Genomic DNA, 16,424 nt, shown 5'->3' with positions numbered 1-16,424 from the left:
GGCACCACGCCGCGCGGGCCCCCCACGAGCCAAGGCCCATACCCCCACGGGCGATTCGGCAGCGACGGCACGCTCGTCGCGGATGCCGGGCGGGGCGCGGGACCTCCCTGCCCTCGGCAGTTCGCCAAGGGAACCGCAACCCTGCACGGTGGACCGGGGCGGGAAGACCCCGGGCCAGGGCCTAGGAGCCGCCATGAGCAACGGAGACGTATTCCTCGGTGAGGTCATCGGTACGGCGATTCTCATCCTCTTCGGCGCCGGCGTGGTCGCGGCCGTCGTACTCAACTACTCCAAGGCGAAGGACGCCGGCTGGGTCGTCATCGCGTTCGGCTGGGGCTTCGGCGTGCTGGCCGGGGCGTACACCGCCGCACCGCTGTCCGGCGGGCATCTCAACCCCGCCGTGACCATCGGGATCGCCGTCGACACCGGGGACTGGGACCAGGTACCGGTCTACATCGCCGGGCAGATGGTCGGCGCCATGCTCGGAGCGGTCCTGTGCTGGCTGACCTACTACGCGCAGTTCCGGGCCAACGCCGAGGAGGAGATCGCCCAGCCCACGCTCGGGATCTTCTCGACCGCGCCGGCGATCCGCAATCCCGTGGCGAACCTGGTCACGGAGATCATCGCGACCATAGGCCTGGTCCTGCCGATCCTGGCCTTCGGGCTCACCAAGGGCCTCGGCGAGTCCGGTACCGCGGTCCTCGTCGTCGCCTTCCTGGTGGTGGGCATAGGTCTGTCGCTCGGCGGGCCCACCGGATACGCCATCAACCCGGCCCGCGACCTGGGCCCACGCATCGTCCACACGCTGCTGCCGATCCCCAACAAGGGCACCTCGGACTGGGGTTACGCGTGGATTCCGGTGGTGGGGCCGCTGATCGGCGGAGCGCTGTCCGGAGTGATCTTCAATGCAGCATTCTGAACCGCAGCCCTCGTGAAACGCAGCCTCGTGCAGGACCCGACGAAGGGGACGTCATGACGGACAAGTTCGTCGCCGCCATCGACCAGGGCACCACCTCCAGCCGCTGCATCATCTTCAACCAGGACGGCGCGATCGTGGCCGTCGACCAGCGCGAGCACCGCCAGATCTTCCCCAAGCCCGGCTGGGTGGAGCACGACGCCACCGAGATCTGGTCCAAGGTGCAGGCCGTGGTCGCCGGGGCGGTCGCGAAGGCCGGGCTGCGCGCCGGCCAGCTCAGCGCGCTCGGCATCACCAACCAGCGCGAGACGACGGTCCTGTGGGACCGCGCCACGGGCAAGCCCGTGCACAACGCGATCGTCTGGCAGGACACCCGTACCGCGGCCCTGACCCGCCGGCTCGGTGGCTCGGACGGCCAGGACCGTTTCCGCGAACAGACCGGACTGCCGCTGGCCACCTACTTCTCGGGGCCGAAGGCGGCCTGGCTGCTCGACAACGTGCCGGGACTGCGCGCGCGTGCCGAGAACGGCGAGATCGCCTTCGGCACCATCGACTCCTGGCTGATCTGGAACCTCACCGGCGGTACGGACGGCGGGCGGCACGTCACGGACGTGACCAACGCCGGACGGACCATGCTGATGAACCTGGAGACGCTCCAGTGGGACCAGTCCATCCTGTCCGCGATGGACGTGCCCGACGCGGTGCTGCCCGAGATCCGGTCGTCCGCCGAGGTCTACGGCACCGCGGTCGGCCAGCTCTCGGGCGTGCCCGTGGCGTCGGCGCTGGGCGACCAGCAGGCCGCGGTGTTCGGGCAGGCCTGCTACGACGTGGGTACGGCGAAGAACACGTACGGCACGGGCTCGTTCCTGCTGCTCAACACGGGCAACCGGCCGGTCCCGTCCAAGAACGGCCTGCTGACGACCATGGGCTACAAGATCGGCGGCGAGGCGCCGGTCTACTGCCTGGAGGGGTCCATCGCCATCACGGGCGCCCTGGTCCAGTGGTTCCGCGACCAGCTCGGCATCATCCGTACCGCCGACGAGATCGAGCCGCTCGCGGCCAGTGTCGAGGACAACGGCGGCGCGTACATCGTGCCCGCCTTCTCCGGCCTGTTCGCGCCCTATTGGCGTTCCGACGCGCGCGGGGTCGTCACGGGCCTGACGCGGTACGTCACCAAGGCGCACCTCGCGCGGGCCGTGCTGGAGGCGACGAGCTGGCAGACGCGCGAGGTCGTGGACGCCATGTACCAGGACTCCGGGGTGCAGATCACCACCCTGAAGGTGGACGGCGGCATGACCAAGAACGACCTGCTCATGCAGCACCAGGCGGATGTGCTCGACGTGCCGGTGGTCCGGCCGAAGGTCTCCGAGACCACGTGCCTGGGCGCCGCGTACGCGGCCGGGCTCGCCACGGGCGTGTGGAACGACCTCGACGAGCTGAAGTCCCACTGGCAGAAGGACGTCGAGTGGACGCCGAACATGGAGGCGTCCGTCCGGAACCGCCAGTACCACAACTGGCGCAAGGCCGTGGAGAAGAGCCTCGGCTGGGAGGAGGACGGCGACAACTAGGCACGCGCGCGCAGTGCCGTCGAGCCGCGGCCCCGTACCCCTGTCGGCGGGGGTACGGGCCGCACCCGTGTCTCAGGTCGCGACGCTCTGGCGGCGCCGCGCAGAGTACGCCATCGCGTGCTGGACGACGCCCACGAGTACGTCCTTGACCGACTGCTTGTCCCGGGCATCGCACAGCACGACCGGTACGTCCTCGTCGAGGTCGAGGGCCTGCCGTACGTCCTCCTCGGGGTAACGGACCGCTCCCTCGAAGCAGTTGACGCCGACGAGGAAGGGGATGGAGCGCCGCTCGAAGTAGTCGACCGCGGCGAAGCAGTCCTCCAGGCGGCGGGTGTCGACGAGCACAACGGCTCCCAGGGCGCCTTCGGAGAGCTCGTCCCACATGAACCAGAACCGTTCCTGCCCGGGCGTGCCGAACAGGTACAGCACCAGGTCCTCGCGCAGGGTGATCCGCCCGAAGTCCATGGCGACGGTGGTGGTGCGCTTGTTCTCCACACCGCTCGTGTCGTCGACGGGGCGGCCCGCCTCGGTCAGCAGTTCCTCGGTGCGCAGCGGTCTGATCTCGCTGACCGCGCCCACGAACGTGGTCTTGCCCACGCCGAAGCCGCCGGCCACCAGGATCTTGAGCGTGACGGGCTCGACCGGGGGCTTGCCGCGCTCAGATCGCCCGAAGATCATTGGTCTCTTCTCCTGCTTGCTGGGGGTGTGGGGTGGACGGCGGTGCGCGGGCGGCCGTACGGGCGTCGCGCGGCGACGTCGGTGCAGGTCCCGTCTCGGTCGACCCGGAACCGCCGGCCTGTCGTCACGTCCGTCTCCCCGATCGCACTGCTCGCAGCCGTGTCCGCGGGCCGCTGGCCGGCCGTCCGCGAATGGTCGTCGACGATCAGTCAGATCATATCGGCAGGGGGCTTCCCGGTGTCCGCCGCGGACCGGTAGGGCCTCCCGGCGCGGACACGCGGCCCGCTCTCGGCGTTCTCCGAGGGCGGGCGCGCGCGACGGCCCCTCACAGTGCCCGCAGGCCGTTGATCACGTCGCGCAGGATGCTCTCGTCCGGCAGCTCGGCGGGTGGCACCGGCCGGTTCACATGGACCCACTCCGAGGCGACGAGGTCACCCACGAGGACCCGTACGACCCCGATGGGCAGGTCGAGTTCGGAGGACAGCTCGGCGACCGACTGCGGGCTGTCCCGGCACAGGTCGACGATGTCCACGTGCTCGGGGGACAGCGAGTGGTCCCCTTCCGGATCGTCCGTGTGGGATTCGGCCACGACGACCGCGATCAGGTCGAGGCGGTGCTGGCCGGCACTTGTGGTGCGACCACGCGTCATGGCGTACGGACGAACCACCGGTCCGGCCTCGTCGTCGAACCAGTGGCTTCTTCCCTGACCGTCTGTGCTCATGCCATCTCACTACCCGCCCTGAGGCAGATCGGTGCGCGGGGCGGCACTGAGATGCACACCGACCCGCTTGACCAGGAGCGTCATCTCGTACGCGACGAGACCCACGTCCGAGTCGGCGTCCGAGAGGACGGCGAGGCAGCTGCCGTCACCCGCGGCCGTCACGAACAGGAAGGCATCGTCCAGTTCCACGACCGTCTGCCGGACGTTGCCCGCCTCGAAGTGCCGGCCCACACCCTTGGCCAGGCTGTGGAACCCGGACGCCACGGCGGCGAGGTGCTCGCTGTCCTCACGGGTCAGGTCCTGGGACACGCCGGTCGGGAGGCCGTCGCTGGAGAGCACCAGGGCCTTGCGGATGCTCGCGACGCGCTCCACCAGGTCATCGAGGAGCCAGTTGAGCTCGCCGGACTTTTCGGTCGCCTTCGGTGCGGTCATCGACCGTCCCCCTTAGTCGTTCGTTGTGGTGCTGTGCCGCCGGACGTGTCGTCGCCCTCGGCGTTCTCCTCACGGCCACGCTGCCAACCCCGTTGGAGCGAGGCCATTCGGCTGCGGACCTCGTCGGCGTCCCGCTCCGCGGGCTCCGCCTGGTTCTGGGGGCGCCGCTCCGGGGCCTGTTTGAGCTGCGGGGCCAGGTTGGCCTGCCGTACCCGGCGGGGCAGCGGAGCGGTGCCGGAGCCGGCCTCGACGGGCCCGCGGGCGGCGTCGAGCGGCGGCCTGCCGGAGCCGGAGGCTCCGGCGGCACCACCGGAAGGCTCGCCCCAGCCCGGCCGTACGACGCCGCCCGGCGCGGAGTCGGTCGCGCGCCTGCCCACGGCATCCGCGGTCGGGCCCACGGCGCCGAGAGCGGACGTGTCCGAGCCGTGCCCGTCGGCGGCCGAGTCCTCCGCGCCCGGGCCGCTCGACGCGATGTCGGCACGCCGGGTGCGTCGGGGCAGGCCAGGCGCTGCGGGTCCGCCGCCGAGTTCACGACCGGGGGATGTCGAGGGGGCCGGTGGCTCCGTCAGCTCGTCCAGGCGGTCGGCCACGCCGGTGCTCCGGCGCAGGGCCGCGGCACGGCGGCGGCTCGGGAGGGTCGGAGGTTCGGAGCGCGCGGGCCCCGCCGCGGGGGTGGTCTGCGACCGGGACGCGCCCGGGCCGATCGCCGGCGGCTGGTCCGCCTCCTGGCGTCCCGTCCGCTCGCCGGTGACCGGGCGGCCGTGGGAGCTGACCAGCTTGGGAGTCCGGCGACGGGACAACGACACCGGGGCGTCCGCGCTGCCGCCGCCGATGTCCGCCCCGTCGGTTCCGGGAGACTCTTCGTCGACCTGGGCCAGGGAGCGGCGCGGCCGGAACAGTCCGCCGCGCTCGCTGTCCTCGGATTCGAGGACGCCCGGCAGGTCGCTCAGGGTGTCCAGGTCGACCGGAGCCTCCAGTTCGACCGGGCCGTCCAGGATCGCGGGCGGCATGCCCCCCAGCGGTGCCCCCCGGGTGAGCGAGACGCGCTGCGCCTGCTCCAGTTCGGCCTCCTTCGACGGCCGGGGCCTGTCGAGGCGGAAGCCGATGCCGTTGGTGTCGGGGACGTCGTCGGTCAGCAGCGCGTCGGGGATGAAGACGACCGCCGTCGTGCCGCCGTACGGCGAAGGCTGCAGCGAGACCCTGACGTTCTGCCGCTGGGCGAGCCGGCTGACCACGAACAGCCCCAGCCGGTCGGTGTCGGACAGCTCGAACTCCGGTGTCTCGGCGAGCCGGAGGTTGGCGTCAAGGAGCGCGTCGGCGGCCATGCCGAGTCCGCGGTCGTGGATCTCCAGGGTGAAGCCGTTGGCGACGCGCTCGCCCAGGACCTGGACGGCGGTGTGCGGCGGGGAGAACACCGTGGCGTTCTCCAGCAGTTCGGCCACCAGATGCGTGAGGTCCGCGACGGCCGGGCCGGTCACGGCCACCCTGGGCAGCCGGCGGACCTCGATGCGCTCGTAGTCCTCGACCTCGGCGACGGCGGCACGGACGACGTCCATGAGCTGGACGGGTTTGCGCCACTGCCGGGAGGGGGCGGCGCCGGAGAGGATCACCAGGCCCTCGGCGTGCCGGCGCATACGGGTCGTCAGGTGGTCGAGGCGGAAGAGGTCGGCGAGTTCGTCGGTGTCCTCGGTGCGGCGCTCCATGGTGTCGAGCAGGGTGAGCTGCTTGTGCAGCAGAACCTGACTGCGCCGGGCGAGGTTGACGAAGACCTCGGAGACCCCGGCGCGCAACTCGGCCTGTTTGACGGCCGCTTCGACAGCGGCGCGCTGGAGGGTGTTGAGCGCCTGGCCGACCTCGCCCATCTCGTTCTTGTCGTACTCCAGGCGTGGGACCTCGGTCTCGATGTCGACCTGTTCGCCCACGGACAGCCGGCGCATCACGCTGGGCAGCCGTACGCCGGAGGCCTCGTGGGCGTCCAGACGCAGTTGCCGCAGGTCGCGGATGAGGCCGCGGCCGACGCGCACGGACAGCACGAGCGAGAAGAGCAGGGCGATCAGACCGAGGATGCCGACGGCGGCCGCCTTGATGATGACGCCCATCGCGTCCGGCCGGACGCGGTCCTGGAGGCGGTCGCCCGCCTGGTCGTCGAGCTTGGCGAGTTCGTCGAGCGCACTGCCCGCGGCGGCGTCCCAGCTCTTGGCGCTGACGCTGCCGGTCGTACCGGGCTCCGCGGTGGCGACGGACTGCTCGGCGGAGCGCAGCGGAGCGGTGCCGGCGTTCTTCCAGAAACGCTCGTAGCGCTCGCGCTCCGAGGCCGGCAGAACTCCCAGGCTGACGTCGTACATCAGGGTCCGCTGGGCGGCGAGGTCGGAGACGTCGCGGATCTCGTCACGGGTGAGCTTGCCCACCACGAGGGCGGAACCGAGGAGGGCGTCCTCGCGGGAGAGCAGTTCACGGGCCCGGGTGATGTTGACCAGCGCCCGGGCCTGCTTGTCCAGTTCGACGTTGTCGATGCCGTCGAGGGTGGCGAGGAGGGCGTAGGCGGGGTCGACGAGGCGGTTGTACTGGTCGAGGGCCTGGAACCTGGAGACGGTGCCGTCCTCGACACTGCGGCGCAGCGAGTCGATGCCGTCGAAGGCGTCCAGGACGGCGGTGAGGCGCTCGTCGTCGTCCTGGTCCAGACCGTCGCGGACATCGGGATCGTGCGCGTTCCGGCGGAACTTGGCGATGGCCTCGTCCGAGGCGCTCCTCGTGCCGCGCAGCGCGGCCAGGGCGTCCGAGGCGCGCGGATCGGCCAGGTAGACGAGCGTCTGGCGGCGTTCCTGCTGGAGCACGCGCACGGTGTCCTCGATGGGATACCCGAGCTTCTCCGTGACGGTCGACACCTGGAAGAGCCGGGCGACCTCACGTCCCGTCTGCACCGTGGCGAAGCCCCACACCGCGATCAGGGACACCAGCGGCACGAGAAGCAGCGCCACGATCTTCCGGCGGATCGACTTCCCGCGAAAGCGCATGGCCTCCCCCAGCTCGACCCCCATCCGCCGGGGGTACACATGTACGTCAACAAACCGGCGCGAGCCTACTACCGACGCACACGTAACTCGAAGTTGCGTCCGGAACCCGAACTTCTGCCGCGGTTTCGAGAGATGGGTGCTTGTCCTCCCATTGCGGGAGATTGCGTCCCGCGACCAGGTGGGGCGATCGGACCGGAACTGATCGGCCAGGGTGGGTGGTTGGCTGGATTTTTTCGTTTCTTTGACGTCGCGGGGGAATCTTGAAGGGGTTTTGTTCGTCTTCCTCTTCGGGAAATGGCGGTGGATTCGGCCACAGGAGCCGCATCTGCAACTGGGCGGCGTAAAGCAGCGCAAGCCGGGCAGCCACCTTAGAAGCCCGGTTCACGAACACCGGGACGAGGGGTCTGCCGGCGGTGGGGAGTGACACGGTGATGGGCACGGCGGAACGGCAGGAGGCGCCGGGAATCGGCGCGGAGACAGCGAGTCCGACGGCGCCCCGGCGCACCGGGGCACGGGTTCCCGACATACCGGCGGAGCCGGACGTGCCGCGCAGGCGCGCCGCGGCCCGGGAGGAGGCGTACCGGCCATTGTGGGTCGAGGAGCCCGCCCGCAGGCGTCGGCTGCCGGATCCGGTGCGGACCTCCGCGGTGCGGGCGGTGCTCATCATCGCGGTGACCCTGCTTCAGGCGATGGTGGCCTTCCTGTGCACCCTGGCCGGGTCCTGGCTGGCGTTCCCGATGGTGCTGAGCAGCGTGGCGAGCACCGTGGTGGCCACCTGGGGCGCCGTGGACGTCTGGGTGACCCGTCAGGTGTGGAACCAGCGCCACGGCGTGGTGTCGACCCCGAGCAGCACCGCGCGTGCGCTGCGGCGTGAGCGCCGCAAGGCCCGGCGGCACGCGCGGGTCACGGAGCGGACCCAGGAGCGGATACGGCGTCAGGGCGGCGGCACGGGGCGGTTGTCCCATCCGTGAGGGCTTGATCACCCCCGCCGTCGGCGTCGGCCGGCCGCTCACCGGGCGCGGCCCCGCGCTCCTTACGGAGTCGCGGGCGCCGGGCGCTTGAACATCCGGGTCGCCGTGATCTCGCTGTGCCCCGCCTCCCCCGCCTGCGGCTGCTGCGGCAGGCCGGGGCGGAGGTGTTCCTCCACGCTGATGTACTTCAGGCCGGCCCTGAGGTCCGCGTCATTGCGCAACCGGATGACCAGGGGGAACTCGGCGAGCGCCGTCGTGTCGAACAGTCCGGTGGTGTACAGGAGTTGGACACCCAGCGCGTCCGACACGGCCCGCTGGAGTTCCAGCAGATACGTCGCGTTGGCGCGGCCGATGGGGTTGTCCAGGAAGAGCGTCCCCGCGTGCCGGTGCTTGTCCCGGCCCCGGTCGTTGGACCGCAGGGCCGCCATCGTGCAGTACAGCGCGATGGCCGCCGTCAGCAGCTGACCGCCGGAGAACACGTCACCCATCTGACCCACGGGCACCCGCTCGGCCCGCAGCACGGCGTCCGGCTTGAGGATCTCCACGGCCACCCCCCTGGGCTGGAGCGCCGCCCCGACTCCCCGCAGCAGCAGGGACATTCCGTCCCGCCGCAGGTCGGAGTTCTTCTTCACCGCGGCCCTGGTCGCCTCGTCGATGACCTCGCCGAGCCGCTCGGTCAGCGTCGCCTGGTCGGGCTCCTCGAAGCGGATCCGCAGGAACTCCTGCCCGGACCACTCACCGAGCCCCTCCGGCAGCCGGGACAGCCGCTGGGCGGACCTGAGCGTGGCGAGGGCGGACTCCACGAGCCCCCGCAGCCGGTCCACGATCGAGTCCCGGTTCCGCTCCAGCTGCGCCAACTCGTCGGTCAGCACCCGCAGTCGGGGGGCGAAGGCGTCCGCCCACTTCTGCGCGTGCTCGGGCAGGGCCGAGGCGGGCAGCTCGCGGATCTGCTGCCGCGCGGGGGTGCGGACCTGCTCGTAGCGCGTGGAGTTGGCGTGCCGCACGAGGACGTCACTGGCCTCGCGGACGGCCGACTCGGCGGCGGAGAGGTCGGCTGCACAGCCGCGCAGCGAACGGCGGGCCTCGGCGGCGGCCCGCCGGGCCTCCTCGGGGCTGCCCGGGTACGGCTCCTGCTCTTCCTGCTCATCCTCCACAACGTGCTCGCGCAGCAGGTCGCGCAGCATCGCGGCAATCTCGTCGAAGCCGCCTGCCGCGTCCTCGGCGGCCCGGTGGGAGCCGAGCAGTTCCGCGTGCACCTCCCTGGCCTGCGCCAACGCCTCGGTCCGGGAGGCGAGTTCGGCGGTGGCCGTACGCAACAGCGCCTGCGCGTGCTCGGCGTCGCGCGGCTCCAGCTCCGGCGACAGCTCGGTGTGCGCCTCGCCGTCCCCGGGCGCATGCCGTTCGGCCTCGCCGCGCAACCGCCCCAGCTGCTCGCTCGCGGTCGACACCCGGGTCTCCAGGAGCTGCACCAGTTCCTCCGCACGGGCGGCGGCGGCCTGCCGGGAGGGCCCGTCGGAGCCGTCGGGCGACTGGAGCAACTGCGCCGCGCGGGTGCGGACCTTGTTGCTCAGCCGGTCCAGTTCGGCGAGGGCCGCGCTCTCGTCGCTCTCCGCCCGCGCCTGCTCGGCCCGCAGATCGGCGCCGACCCCCACCTTCTCGTACAGCTGGGAGGCGGCTCGGTAGGCCTCGCGGAGCGCGGGCAGCGAGGACTTGGAGGCGTCCGGGTCGCTGTCCGGGACGTCGTCCGGGGCGCCGGCGATCTCGGCGCGCTCGGCGCGCAGCGCCCGCGCGGTGCGGCGGGCGTCGTCGGCGGCCCGCTGGGCCCCGCGCCGGTCCTCGTCGGCGGCCCGGGCCCGCTCCAGACAGGTCTGGGCGCGGGCTTCCGACTCGGTGGCCTCGTCGGCCAGTTCGCGCAGCTTGGCCTGCCAGCCGGCCCGCTCGCGCAGCCGGTAGGCCAGCCCGGCGAGGGCGTCGGCGGCGCGCCGGGCCTTCTGGGCGGCTTCCTGTCGCTCGTCACGTGTCTGCGCGGCCTCGGCGGCGGCTTCGTCGGCCTCCGCCCGTACCGTGCGCGCCTCGGCCAGTTCGGCCTCCGACTCCTCGGCGAACACGCGCGTGTCCGTGGCGGCCTGAGCCAGTTCGACGAGCCGGCCGGCCGGGCAGCCGGTGCGCCAGGAAGCGAGCCGGGCGGCCAGTTCACGGTCCTTGCCGAGGCGGGCCGCGAGCGACCGGATCTCCTCGTCCCGCTCGCCGGCCCGCGCGCGCAGCGCCTGGCGCTCCTCGTCGGCGGCGTGTTCGTCGTGCATGGCCGGGTTCGGCGGCACGAGGAAGACGTCGGCGCTCTGGGAATCGGTCGCCGGGGTCGGTGCCAGCAGCGCGGCGGCCGTGCCGACGGCGACGGCGGAGCGCGGGAGGAGTGCCGCGTCGTTCAGCGCCTCACGGGCACGCGCGTGGGTGTCGGGGTCGGTGATGATCACGCCGTCGACCAGATCGGGCCGGGCGGCCAGCACGCGCGCGTGGTCGACGGGGTCGACGGCCTGGGCGAGGTAGCGCCAGCCGGGCAGGGCGGGGATGCCGTTCTCACCGAGGAACTCGACCGTGGCCAGCACGTCCGGGCCCGGCGGCAGAAGCCCACCGTCACCGAGCGCGCCGAGGATCCGGGAGTCGTCGGCGGCGGCCGTCCGCAGCTCGAAGAGTTGGCGTTCGGCGGCGGAGACGGAGTCGTCGAGCAGTGCACGCAGTTCGTCGGCGAACCGGTCGAGATCCTCCGAGGTCAGACCGGCGTCGACGTAACCACCCGTGGAGCCGCTGTACGGATCGGCGCCGCCCGCCGCTCCGGCACCCTCGCGTCCGGCCGCGCCGCTCGTCTTGGCGCCCTCGGCCCCCGCGCGCGGTCCCGGGACGGCCGCGGAGGTTCCGGTCAGGCTCAGCAGCTCCGCCAGCCGCTCCTCCCCCGCCAGGCCCTCGGCCAGGCGCCGCTCGGCCTCGTAGGACCGCGCTGCGGCCGTGGCCGCGTCCTCCGCGCGGGCGGCCGTGAGCTCCGCCCGGGATTCGGCGGCGGCCGCCTCGCGCGCGTGCTCGGCGGCCCGGTGGGAGGCCTCGCGGGCGGTGTCCCAGGCGGCGACCGCCGTCTTCTCGGCGTCGCTCGCGGCGAGGGCCGCCCGGGCGGGGTCGGCGTCGGGCGCGCTGTCGTCGAGCCAGCCCGCGCGGACCGCCTCGGCGGTCTCCTGCTCGACCTCGCTCAGCCGCTGGCGCAGATGGCCGATCTCACTGCGGGCGCGCTGCGCCTCGGTGGCGGCGGACGTGGAGTCCCGGTGGGCCGACTCGCTGACTTCCTGGAGAGCGGCGGACCGCTCCTCCTCCTCGTTGGCGAGCGTCTCGGCACCCTCGGCGGCCGAGTGCAGGGCCCGCACGAGATCGACGGCGGCCTTGGCGCGGGCGGCGAGCGCGGGGGCCGCGTCCCGCTCGGCCTCCTGAATGGCGGCGGCCACGCGCGCGACCCGGTCCGCGGCGGCTCGGTGCCGCAGTACGGCCTCGGCGGCCTGCCAGGCGGAGTGCAGCGTCCGCGCTTCGGCGAGCTCGCGCTTCTGGGCCGCGGCCGACTTCTCGGCGGCGGCCAGCGCCAGGGAGGCGTGCCGGTAGGCGATTTCGGCGGCGACGAGCGCACTGCGCTCCCGGCCCGCCTCGGCGTGCGTGACGGCGTACGCGGCCGCGGTGACCCGCTGGGCCAGGTCCGCCGCCCGTACCCGCTCCTGGACACCCCGCGCGGACAGCCGCCGGGCCAGGGTGCGGGTACGGCGCTCGGCGCCCGCGTGGATGTCACGCGCGCGTGAGCGTGCCTCGGCGGCCTCGACGATCCGGCCCAGCAGGTCCACGGAGCCTGCGGTGAAGTCCCGTTCGGCGATGAGTTCGGCGCGTCGCCCCAGCTTGTTGCCGAATCCGCTGACCAGGTCGGCGAGCCCGTCGGTGTCGCGGGTGTCGGTCACCGCGCGCAGCAGCAGGTCGGTGAAGTCGGAGTCCTTCTTCACCGCGAACAGGCCGGCGGCCTCACCCTCGTCGGCGTTCATCTCCCGCTGGTAGCGGAAGAGTTCGGGGTCCAGGCCGAGGTCGCCGAGGTGCTCGATCCAGCGGTCGTGGATCTCCTCCCAGTGCACCTCCAGATGCGGATACGCCTTTCCCGCCTCGGTGATGGCGTCCCGGAAGCCCTTCATGGTGCGGCGGCGGCCCTGCGCGGCCGACTGGCCCTCGGCGGGCGGCCGGACGGCGGTGGACTCGGCGACGGGCAGGTTGTCGAGGCTGAGCCCCGGTCCGGGCCGGAAGGAGTACCAGGCCTCGGCGAACTTCCGCGGGTCGTTGGAGACCTGGCGTCCCCGCCACTCGCTGACCTTGCCGACGACGACGCACTCACCGGTCAGGGTGTGCTGCCACTCCAGGGCCACGTGCCCGCAGTCGTCCGCCAGCAGGAATTTCCGCAGCACACCGGAGCTGGCGCCGCCCAGCGTGTTCCGGTGGCCCGGCAGCATCACCGAGAAGATCAGCTTGAGCAGGACGGACTTGCCGCCGCCGTTCTCCAGGAAGAGCACTCCGGCGGGCGCGGGCCGGCGGGGCGGACCCACGGGCTCCTCCTCGAAGAACTCCGCCTGGGTGGGCGCGGGGTCGGGCACCTCCGCGCCGACGCCGCGCAGGTCAAGCACGGTGTCGGCGTAGCGCGCACCGGCGGGGCCGATGGAGTAGAGGCGGACCCGGGACAGCTCGTACATGGCGGACTCTCGTAAGTCTTCGGCAGGTCAGGGAATTTCAGGAGTGGAACGGCAGCCCGGCATCGGCCACCAGCTCCAGGTCGTCGGCGTCCTCGGCGGGCACCAGGGTCGGTGTGCCGTCGGTGACCGGGACGACCCCCAGCTCCAGGAGTTCGGCCATGGCGGCGCTTCCGGCCATGTCGCGCACCTGGAGCTGGTAACGAGCCGTGGTCCGGTAGGTGCCGCCGTTGTCGTCCCCGGTGCGCTGGAGGAATCCGGAGTCGGTGAGGAAGGCGGCCGCCTTGCCGACGATGCCGGTCGTGGACCCGGCGAGTCGGCGCGCGTCCTTGGTCGCGCCGGCCGCGCTGCGTCTCGCCCAGATCCGCCAGGCCGCCTCCAGCCCCGGAGCGTCGGTCGCCGGGTCGGTGTTCTCGCCGACCTCCTCGGCCCGCTCCTCGAGCCGTCGGCAGGCCTGCCGTACGAAGGCGTCCACGCCGTTGACCGAGACCCGCCCGATGTATCCGTCGTCTGCGAGGTCCTCGGGCCGCGGGAACGCCATGGCGGCGACGGCGAGATGGGCGAGGCCGTGCAGGAACCGGTCGCCGCCGTCGGCGGACGTGCGACGCGCGTAGTCCCCCATCCGGACGGCGAACACGGAGTCCTCGGCGGCGGTCACGGCCATCCCCGCGCGCGGGGACACCTCGAGGACGACCAGGCCGAGTCCGGCGGCGACGGCGTCGGCGAGCCGCGCGAACGGCGGGTCCTCCCGGTAGCGCCGCAGCAGGTCGGCGTACTCCTGGTCCCGCGCGGGCTGCAGTTTGGGCTGCAGACCGAAGGCGACGAGCCGAGCGGCGTCGGCGGCGTCGGCGGGGGTGACGGCGGCGGGCGCCGACGGGGTCGGGACCTCCGTGTCGCTCCACTCGACATGCTCACTCACGGCTGGGACTCCTTGTCACGCTGTCGCTCACTCATGCTGCTTCCGTCCGGTCCGCCGCCATCCCCGCGGCGTCCAGCAGGGCTGTGCCGACGATGAGGTCGGCGCCACCGAAGTCCGGATCGTCCAGTTCCGTCCCGTCGTCCACGGCGAAGAGCAGCTTCTCCTCGCCCTGGCGGTAGGCGGTGCCGACGGGAGGGCTGGCCGCGTGGATCGACATCAGGGCCACCAGGTAGGCCAGATCGAACCCGCCGGTCCGGCGGGCCTCCGCGAGCAGCCCGGAGAGCCGCCGCGGCGCGTCCGCGGGCAGGTCCAGCAACTGCTTCGCGGACGCCAGCTGTTCCTCGCTGAACCGGCTGTCGTCGGGCGTGGCGATGAGGTCCGGCTCCGGCATCTCCGCGCCCAGGTGCTCCCGCTCCACGGGGGGCGTCAGCAGTATGTCGACGAGATCGCCCACCCGGACCGACACCGGTGTGCGCAGGCCGGTCCCGCGCGCGAAGAACGCGTCGGTGACGCGGGTGGCCTGCTCCAACGGCAAGGGCAGCAGCGGCGCGAACAGCTGGCCGTACAGGTCCGTCCCCGACGTCGTCATGGGGGTGGCGAAGGCCTGCCGGTCCTGCTCGGCACGGAACAGCGGGCCCGCCTCCAGGAGCCGGGACTGGAGCTGGGTGTGGCGCCGGATGCAGTCCTTGACGATGTCCACGAGCTCGGCGGCCCGGCGCTTCTGCTCGGGGTCCTCGGACTCGTCCCGCGCCTTGCGGATGTTGGTCAGGATCGCGTTCTCGTGACGGTACCGGTCGGCGACGTGGTCGAGTGCCTCGGCGATCATGTCGGGCACGGAGTTGAGCCAGTCGACGGCCCGGACATTGCGCCGGGTGGCGTCCAGGGTCCTGCGCAGCGTCTCGGAGTACTGCACGGTCCGGTAGCGGGCCTGCTCCGCGGCGAGCTGGGCGTCGGCGAGGCGGCCGCGGCTGATCAGCACCTCCAGCTTGACCTCGGCGGCGATCTGGGCGCTGGTGACGTCGGTGTCGAGGGCCCCGACGAGGACGTTGACCGCCTCGTCCGTCGTCCGGAGATACACCGAGCCGCCGGGCCCCGGCACCTCCTCGATCAGCTTGAAGTCGTAGTCACGCCGGACGTAGGTCCCGTCCGGTGCGAACGTGCCGTAGACCGCGCGGAAACCGCGGTCGACGCTGCCGACGTTGATCAGGTTCTCCAGGACCCAGCGGGCCACGCGCTCGTGCTCGGCGACGGGCCGCTGCGGGGCCTGGGCGGCGATGCGCGGGATGAGGCGGGCGACGACCTGGTCGTGGTCGGCGCCGGTGTCGAAGTCCATGTTCAGGGTGACCAGGTCGATGGCGGCGAGGGCCACCTCCGCCATGCCGTACACCGAGTACTCGCCCGCGAGATTGGCCTTGCGCACATCGAGGTCGTGCAGCGGCGCGGTGCAGGCGAGCGCGCGCAGCCGACGCGCCAGTCCCTCGTCGGCGGCCGGGCCCGGTGCGGGGCGCGGCCCCGCGCTGAACTGGGGCGGAACGCTGTCCGTCGTCGCAGGCGAAGTCACGGTGCACAGACTAGGTCCTCGGTCTGACAACTCCCCAAACGGCGCGGATCGCCTCCGGCGGTTGGACGGGGGACCACGGTTGAGATTTGTCTGCCGGCCGGTGGGGGCTGGCCGCGCGCAAGCGGCGGAGCCGCATATCGGACACAGCCCCGCGCCCCCTAAACGTCCTGGCCCACTCTTCGCCTGTACACCTCGACCACTCGCCCCAAAGAATCCGAGAGGTACACGGCGAGCAGCCGTTCCGCCTCTTCCCTGTCGCCCGCCTGGAGCGCGCCGAGGATCTGCTGGTTGCGCGCCAGGTACGGCTCGTGCAGGGCCTTGGGGTCGTCCACGACGTGGAAGGCGAGGCGGAGTTCGGCGAAGACACTGCGCATCAGTTCGTCGGTGCGGTCGCTGCCCGCGAGAGCGACCAGTTCGCGGTGGAAGTGGATGTTGGCGGTGCCCAGCGTTTTCCAGTCACCCTCGCGCACCGCCCGCTGCCCCTCCACAACCGCTTCGGCGAGCGCGTCCAGGGCGTACGGCGGCTCGCCCAGCCCACGGACGACGGCGCACTCCACGAGCGCGCGGGTGCGGTAGATGTCCTCCACGTCCTCGACCGCCAGGACCCGGACGAACACACCGCGGTTCAACTCGTGGACCAGCAGCCGCTCGTGGGTGAGCAGCCGGAACGCCTCGCGCAAGGTGTTGCGGGAGACCCCCAGCGCTCCTCCGATGCTGTCCTCCGACAACCGTGTCCCCGGCGGGAAGTAGCCCTCGGCGATGCGGCTCCTGAGGATGTCCGAGACCCGCTCGGCCGTGCTGGTGCGGCCCAGGAGGGCGCGATCGTCGGCCAGTCCGCTCAACTGCTCTGCCATGCCCGGAATTCAACCGCAGACACGAGAACGAAACAA

The 16,424-nt window shown here is 72.4% G+C and carries 11 protein-coding genes; 3 read left to right on the top strand and 8 right to left on the bottom strand.

The features are described from left to right. Positions 1-193: 193 nt before the first annotated feature. Together RKD20_RS36815 and glpK are read left to right on the top strand one after the other, a co-directional pair. Positions 194-919: an MIP/aquaporin family protein gene (locus RKD20_RS36815; RefSeq protein ID WP_359427193.1), complete on the top strand. Its 726-nt coding sequence runs from the start codon at positions 194-196 to the stop codon at positions 917-919. Between the two features lie 53 nt (positions 920-972). After that, complete coding sequence (glpK, locus tag RKD20_RS36810) at positions 973-2,484, top strand: glycerol kinase GlpK (protein WP_424881466.1); 1,512 nt, start codon at positions 973-975, stop codon at positions 2,482-2,484. Positions 2,485-2,556: 72 nt separating this feature from the next. Here glpK and RKD20_RS36805 read toward each other — a convergent pair whose 3' ends face one another. From RKD20_RS36805 to RKD20_RS36790, 4 genes are all read right to left on the bottom strand, one after another. Further along, positions 2,557-3,162, bottom strand: a complete 606-nt coding sequence (locus RKD20_RS36805; RefSeq protein ID WP_424881465.1) for a GTP-binding protein — start codon at positions 3,160-3,162, stop codon at positions 2,557-2,559. 325 nt (positions 3,163-3,487) lie between these two features. After that, the gene (locus RKD20_RS36800; protein WP_424881464.1) at positions 3,488-3,883 is read right to left on the bottom strand and encodes a DUF742 domain-containing protein; all 396 of its coding nucleotides are present in this window, start codon (positions 3,881-3,883) and stop codon (positions 3,488-3,490) included. Between the two features lie 9 nt (positions 3,884-3,892). Continuing rightward, on the bottom strand, positions 3,893-4,315 hold the full coding sequence (locus RKD20_RS36795) for a roadblock/LC7 domain-containing protein (RefSeq protein WP_424881463.1): 423 nt from the start codon (positions 4,313-4,315) through the stop codon (positions 3,893-3,895). Then, on the bottom strand, positions 4,312-7,329 hold the full coding sequence (locus tag RKD20_RS36790; protein ID WP_424883404.1) for a nitrate- and nitrite sensing domain-containing protein: 3,018 nt from the start codon (positions 7,327-7,329) through the stop codon (positions 4,312-4,314). The genes RKD20_RS36795 and RKD20_RS36790 overlap by 4 nt, the downstream gene beginning before the upstream one ends. Positions 7,330-7,760: 431 nt before the next feature. Between RKD20_RS36790 and RKD20_RS36785 the strand changes: the two genes are divergently transcribed. Next, positions 7,761-8,300, top strand: a complete 540-nt coding sequence (locus tag RKD20_RS36785; RefSeq protein ID WP_424883403.1) for a hypothetical protein — start codon at positions 7,761-7,763, stop codon at positions 8,298-8,300. 62 nt (positions 8,301-8,362) lie between these two features. Here RKD20_RS36785 and RKD20_RS36780 read toward each other — a convergent pair whose 3' ends face one another. From RKD20_RS36780 to RKD20_RS36765, 4 genes are all read right to left on the bottom strand, one after another. Then, positions 8,363-13,057: a hypothetical protein gene (locus tag RKD20_RS36780; protein ID WP_424881462.1), complete on the bottom strand. Its 4,695-nt coding sequence runs from the start codon at positions 13,055-13,057 to the stop codon at positions 8,363-8,365. A 37-nt stretch (positions 13,058-13,094) separates the two neighbouring features. Further along, entirely contained in the window at positions 13,095-13,973 is an 879-nt protein-coding gene (locus tag RKD20_RS36775; protein ID WP_391183793.1) for a hypothetical protein, read from the bottom strand. Positions 13,974-14,004: 31 nt separating this feature from the next. Beyond that, positions 14,005-15,534 (bottom strand): hypothetical protein, encoded by a 1,530-nt coding sequence (locus tag RKD20_RS36770; protein WP_424881461.1) that lies wholly within the window; start codon positions 15,532-15,534, stop codon positions 14,005-14,007. A gap of 158 nt (positions 15,535-15,692) precedes the next feature. Then, the gene (locus tag RKD20_RS36765) at positions 15,693-16,388 is read right to left on the bottom strand and encodes a GntR family transcriptional regulator (RefSeq protein ID WP_424881460.1); all 696 of its coding nucleotides are present in this window, start codon (positions 16,386-16,388) and stop codon (positions 15,693-15,695) included. Positions 16,389-16,424: the final 36 nt, after the last annotated feature.

This window comes from Streptomyces sp. SLBN-8D4 (assembly GCF_049739545.1).
GTDB classification, from domain to species: Bacteria; Actinomycetota; Actinomycetes; order Streptomycetales; family Streptomycetaceae; genus Streptomyces; species Streptomyces canus_C.
This window is presented reverse-complemented; position numbering and strand designations above follow the sequence as displayed.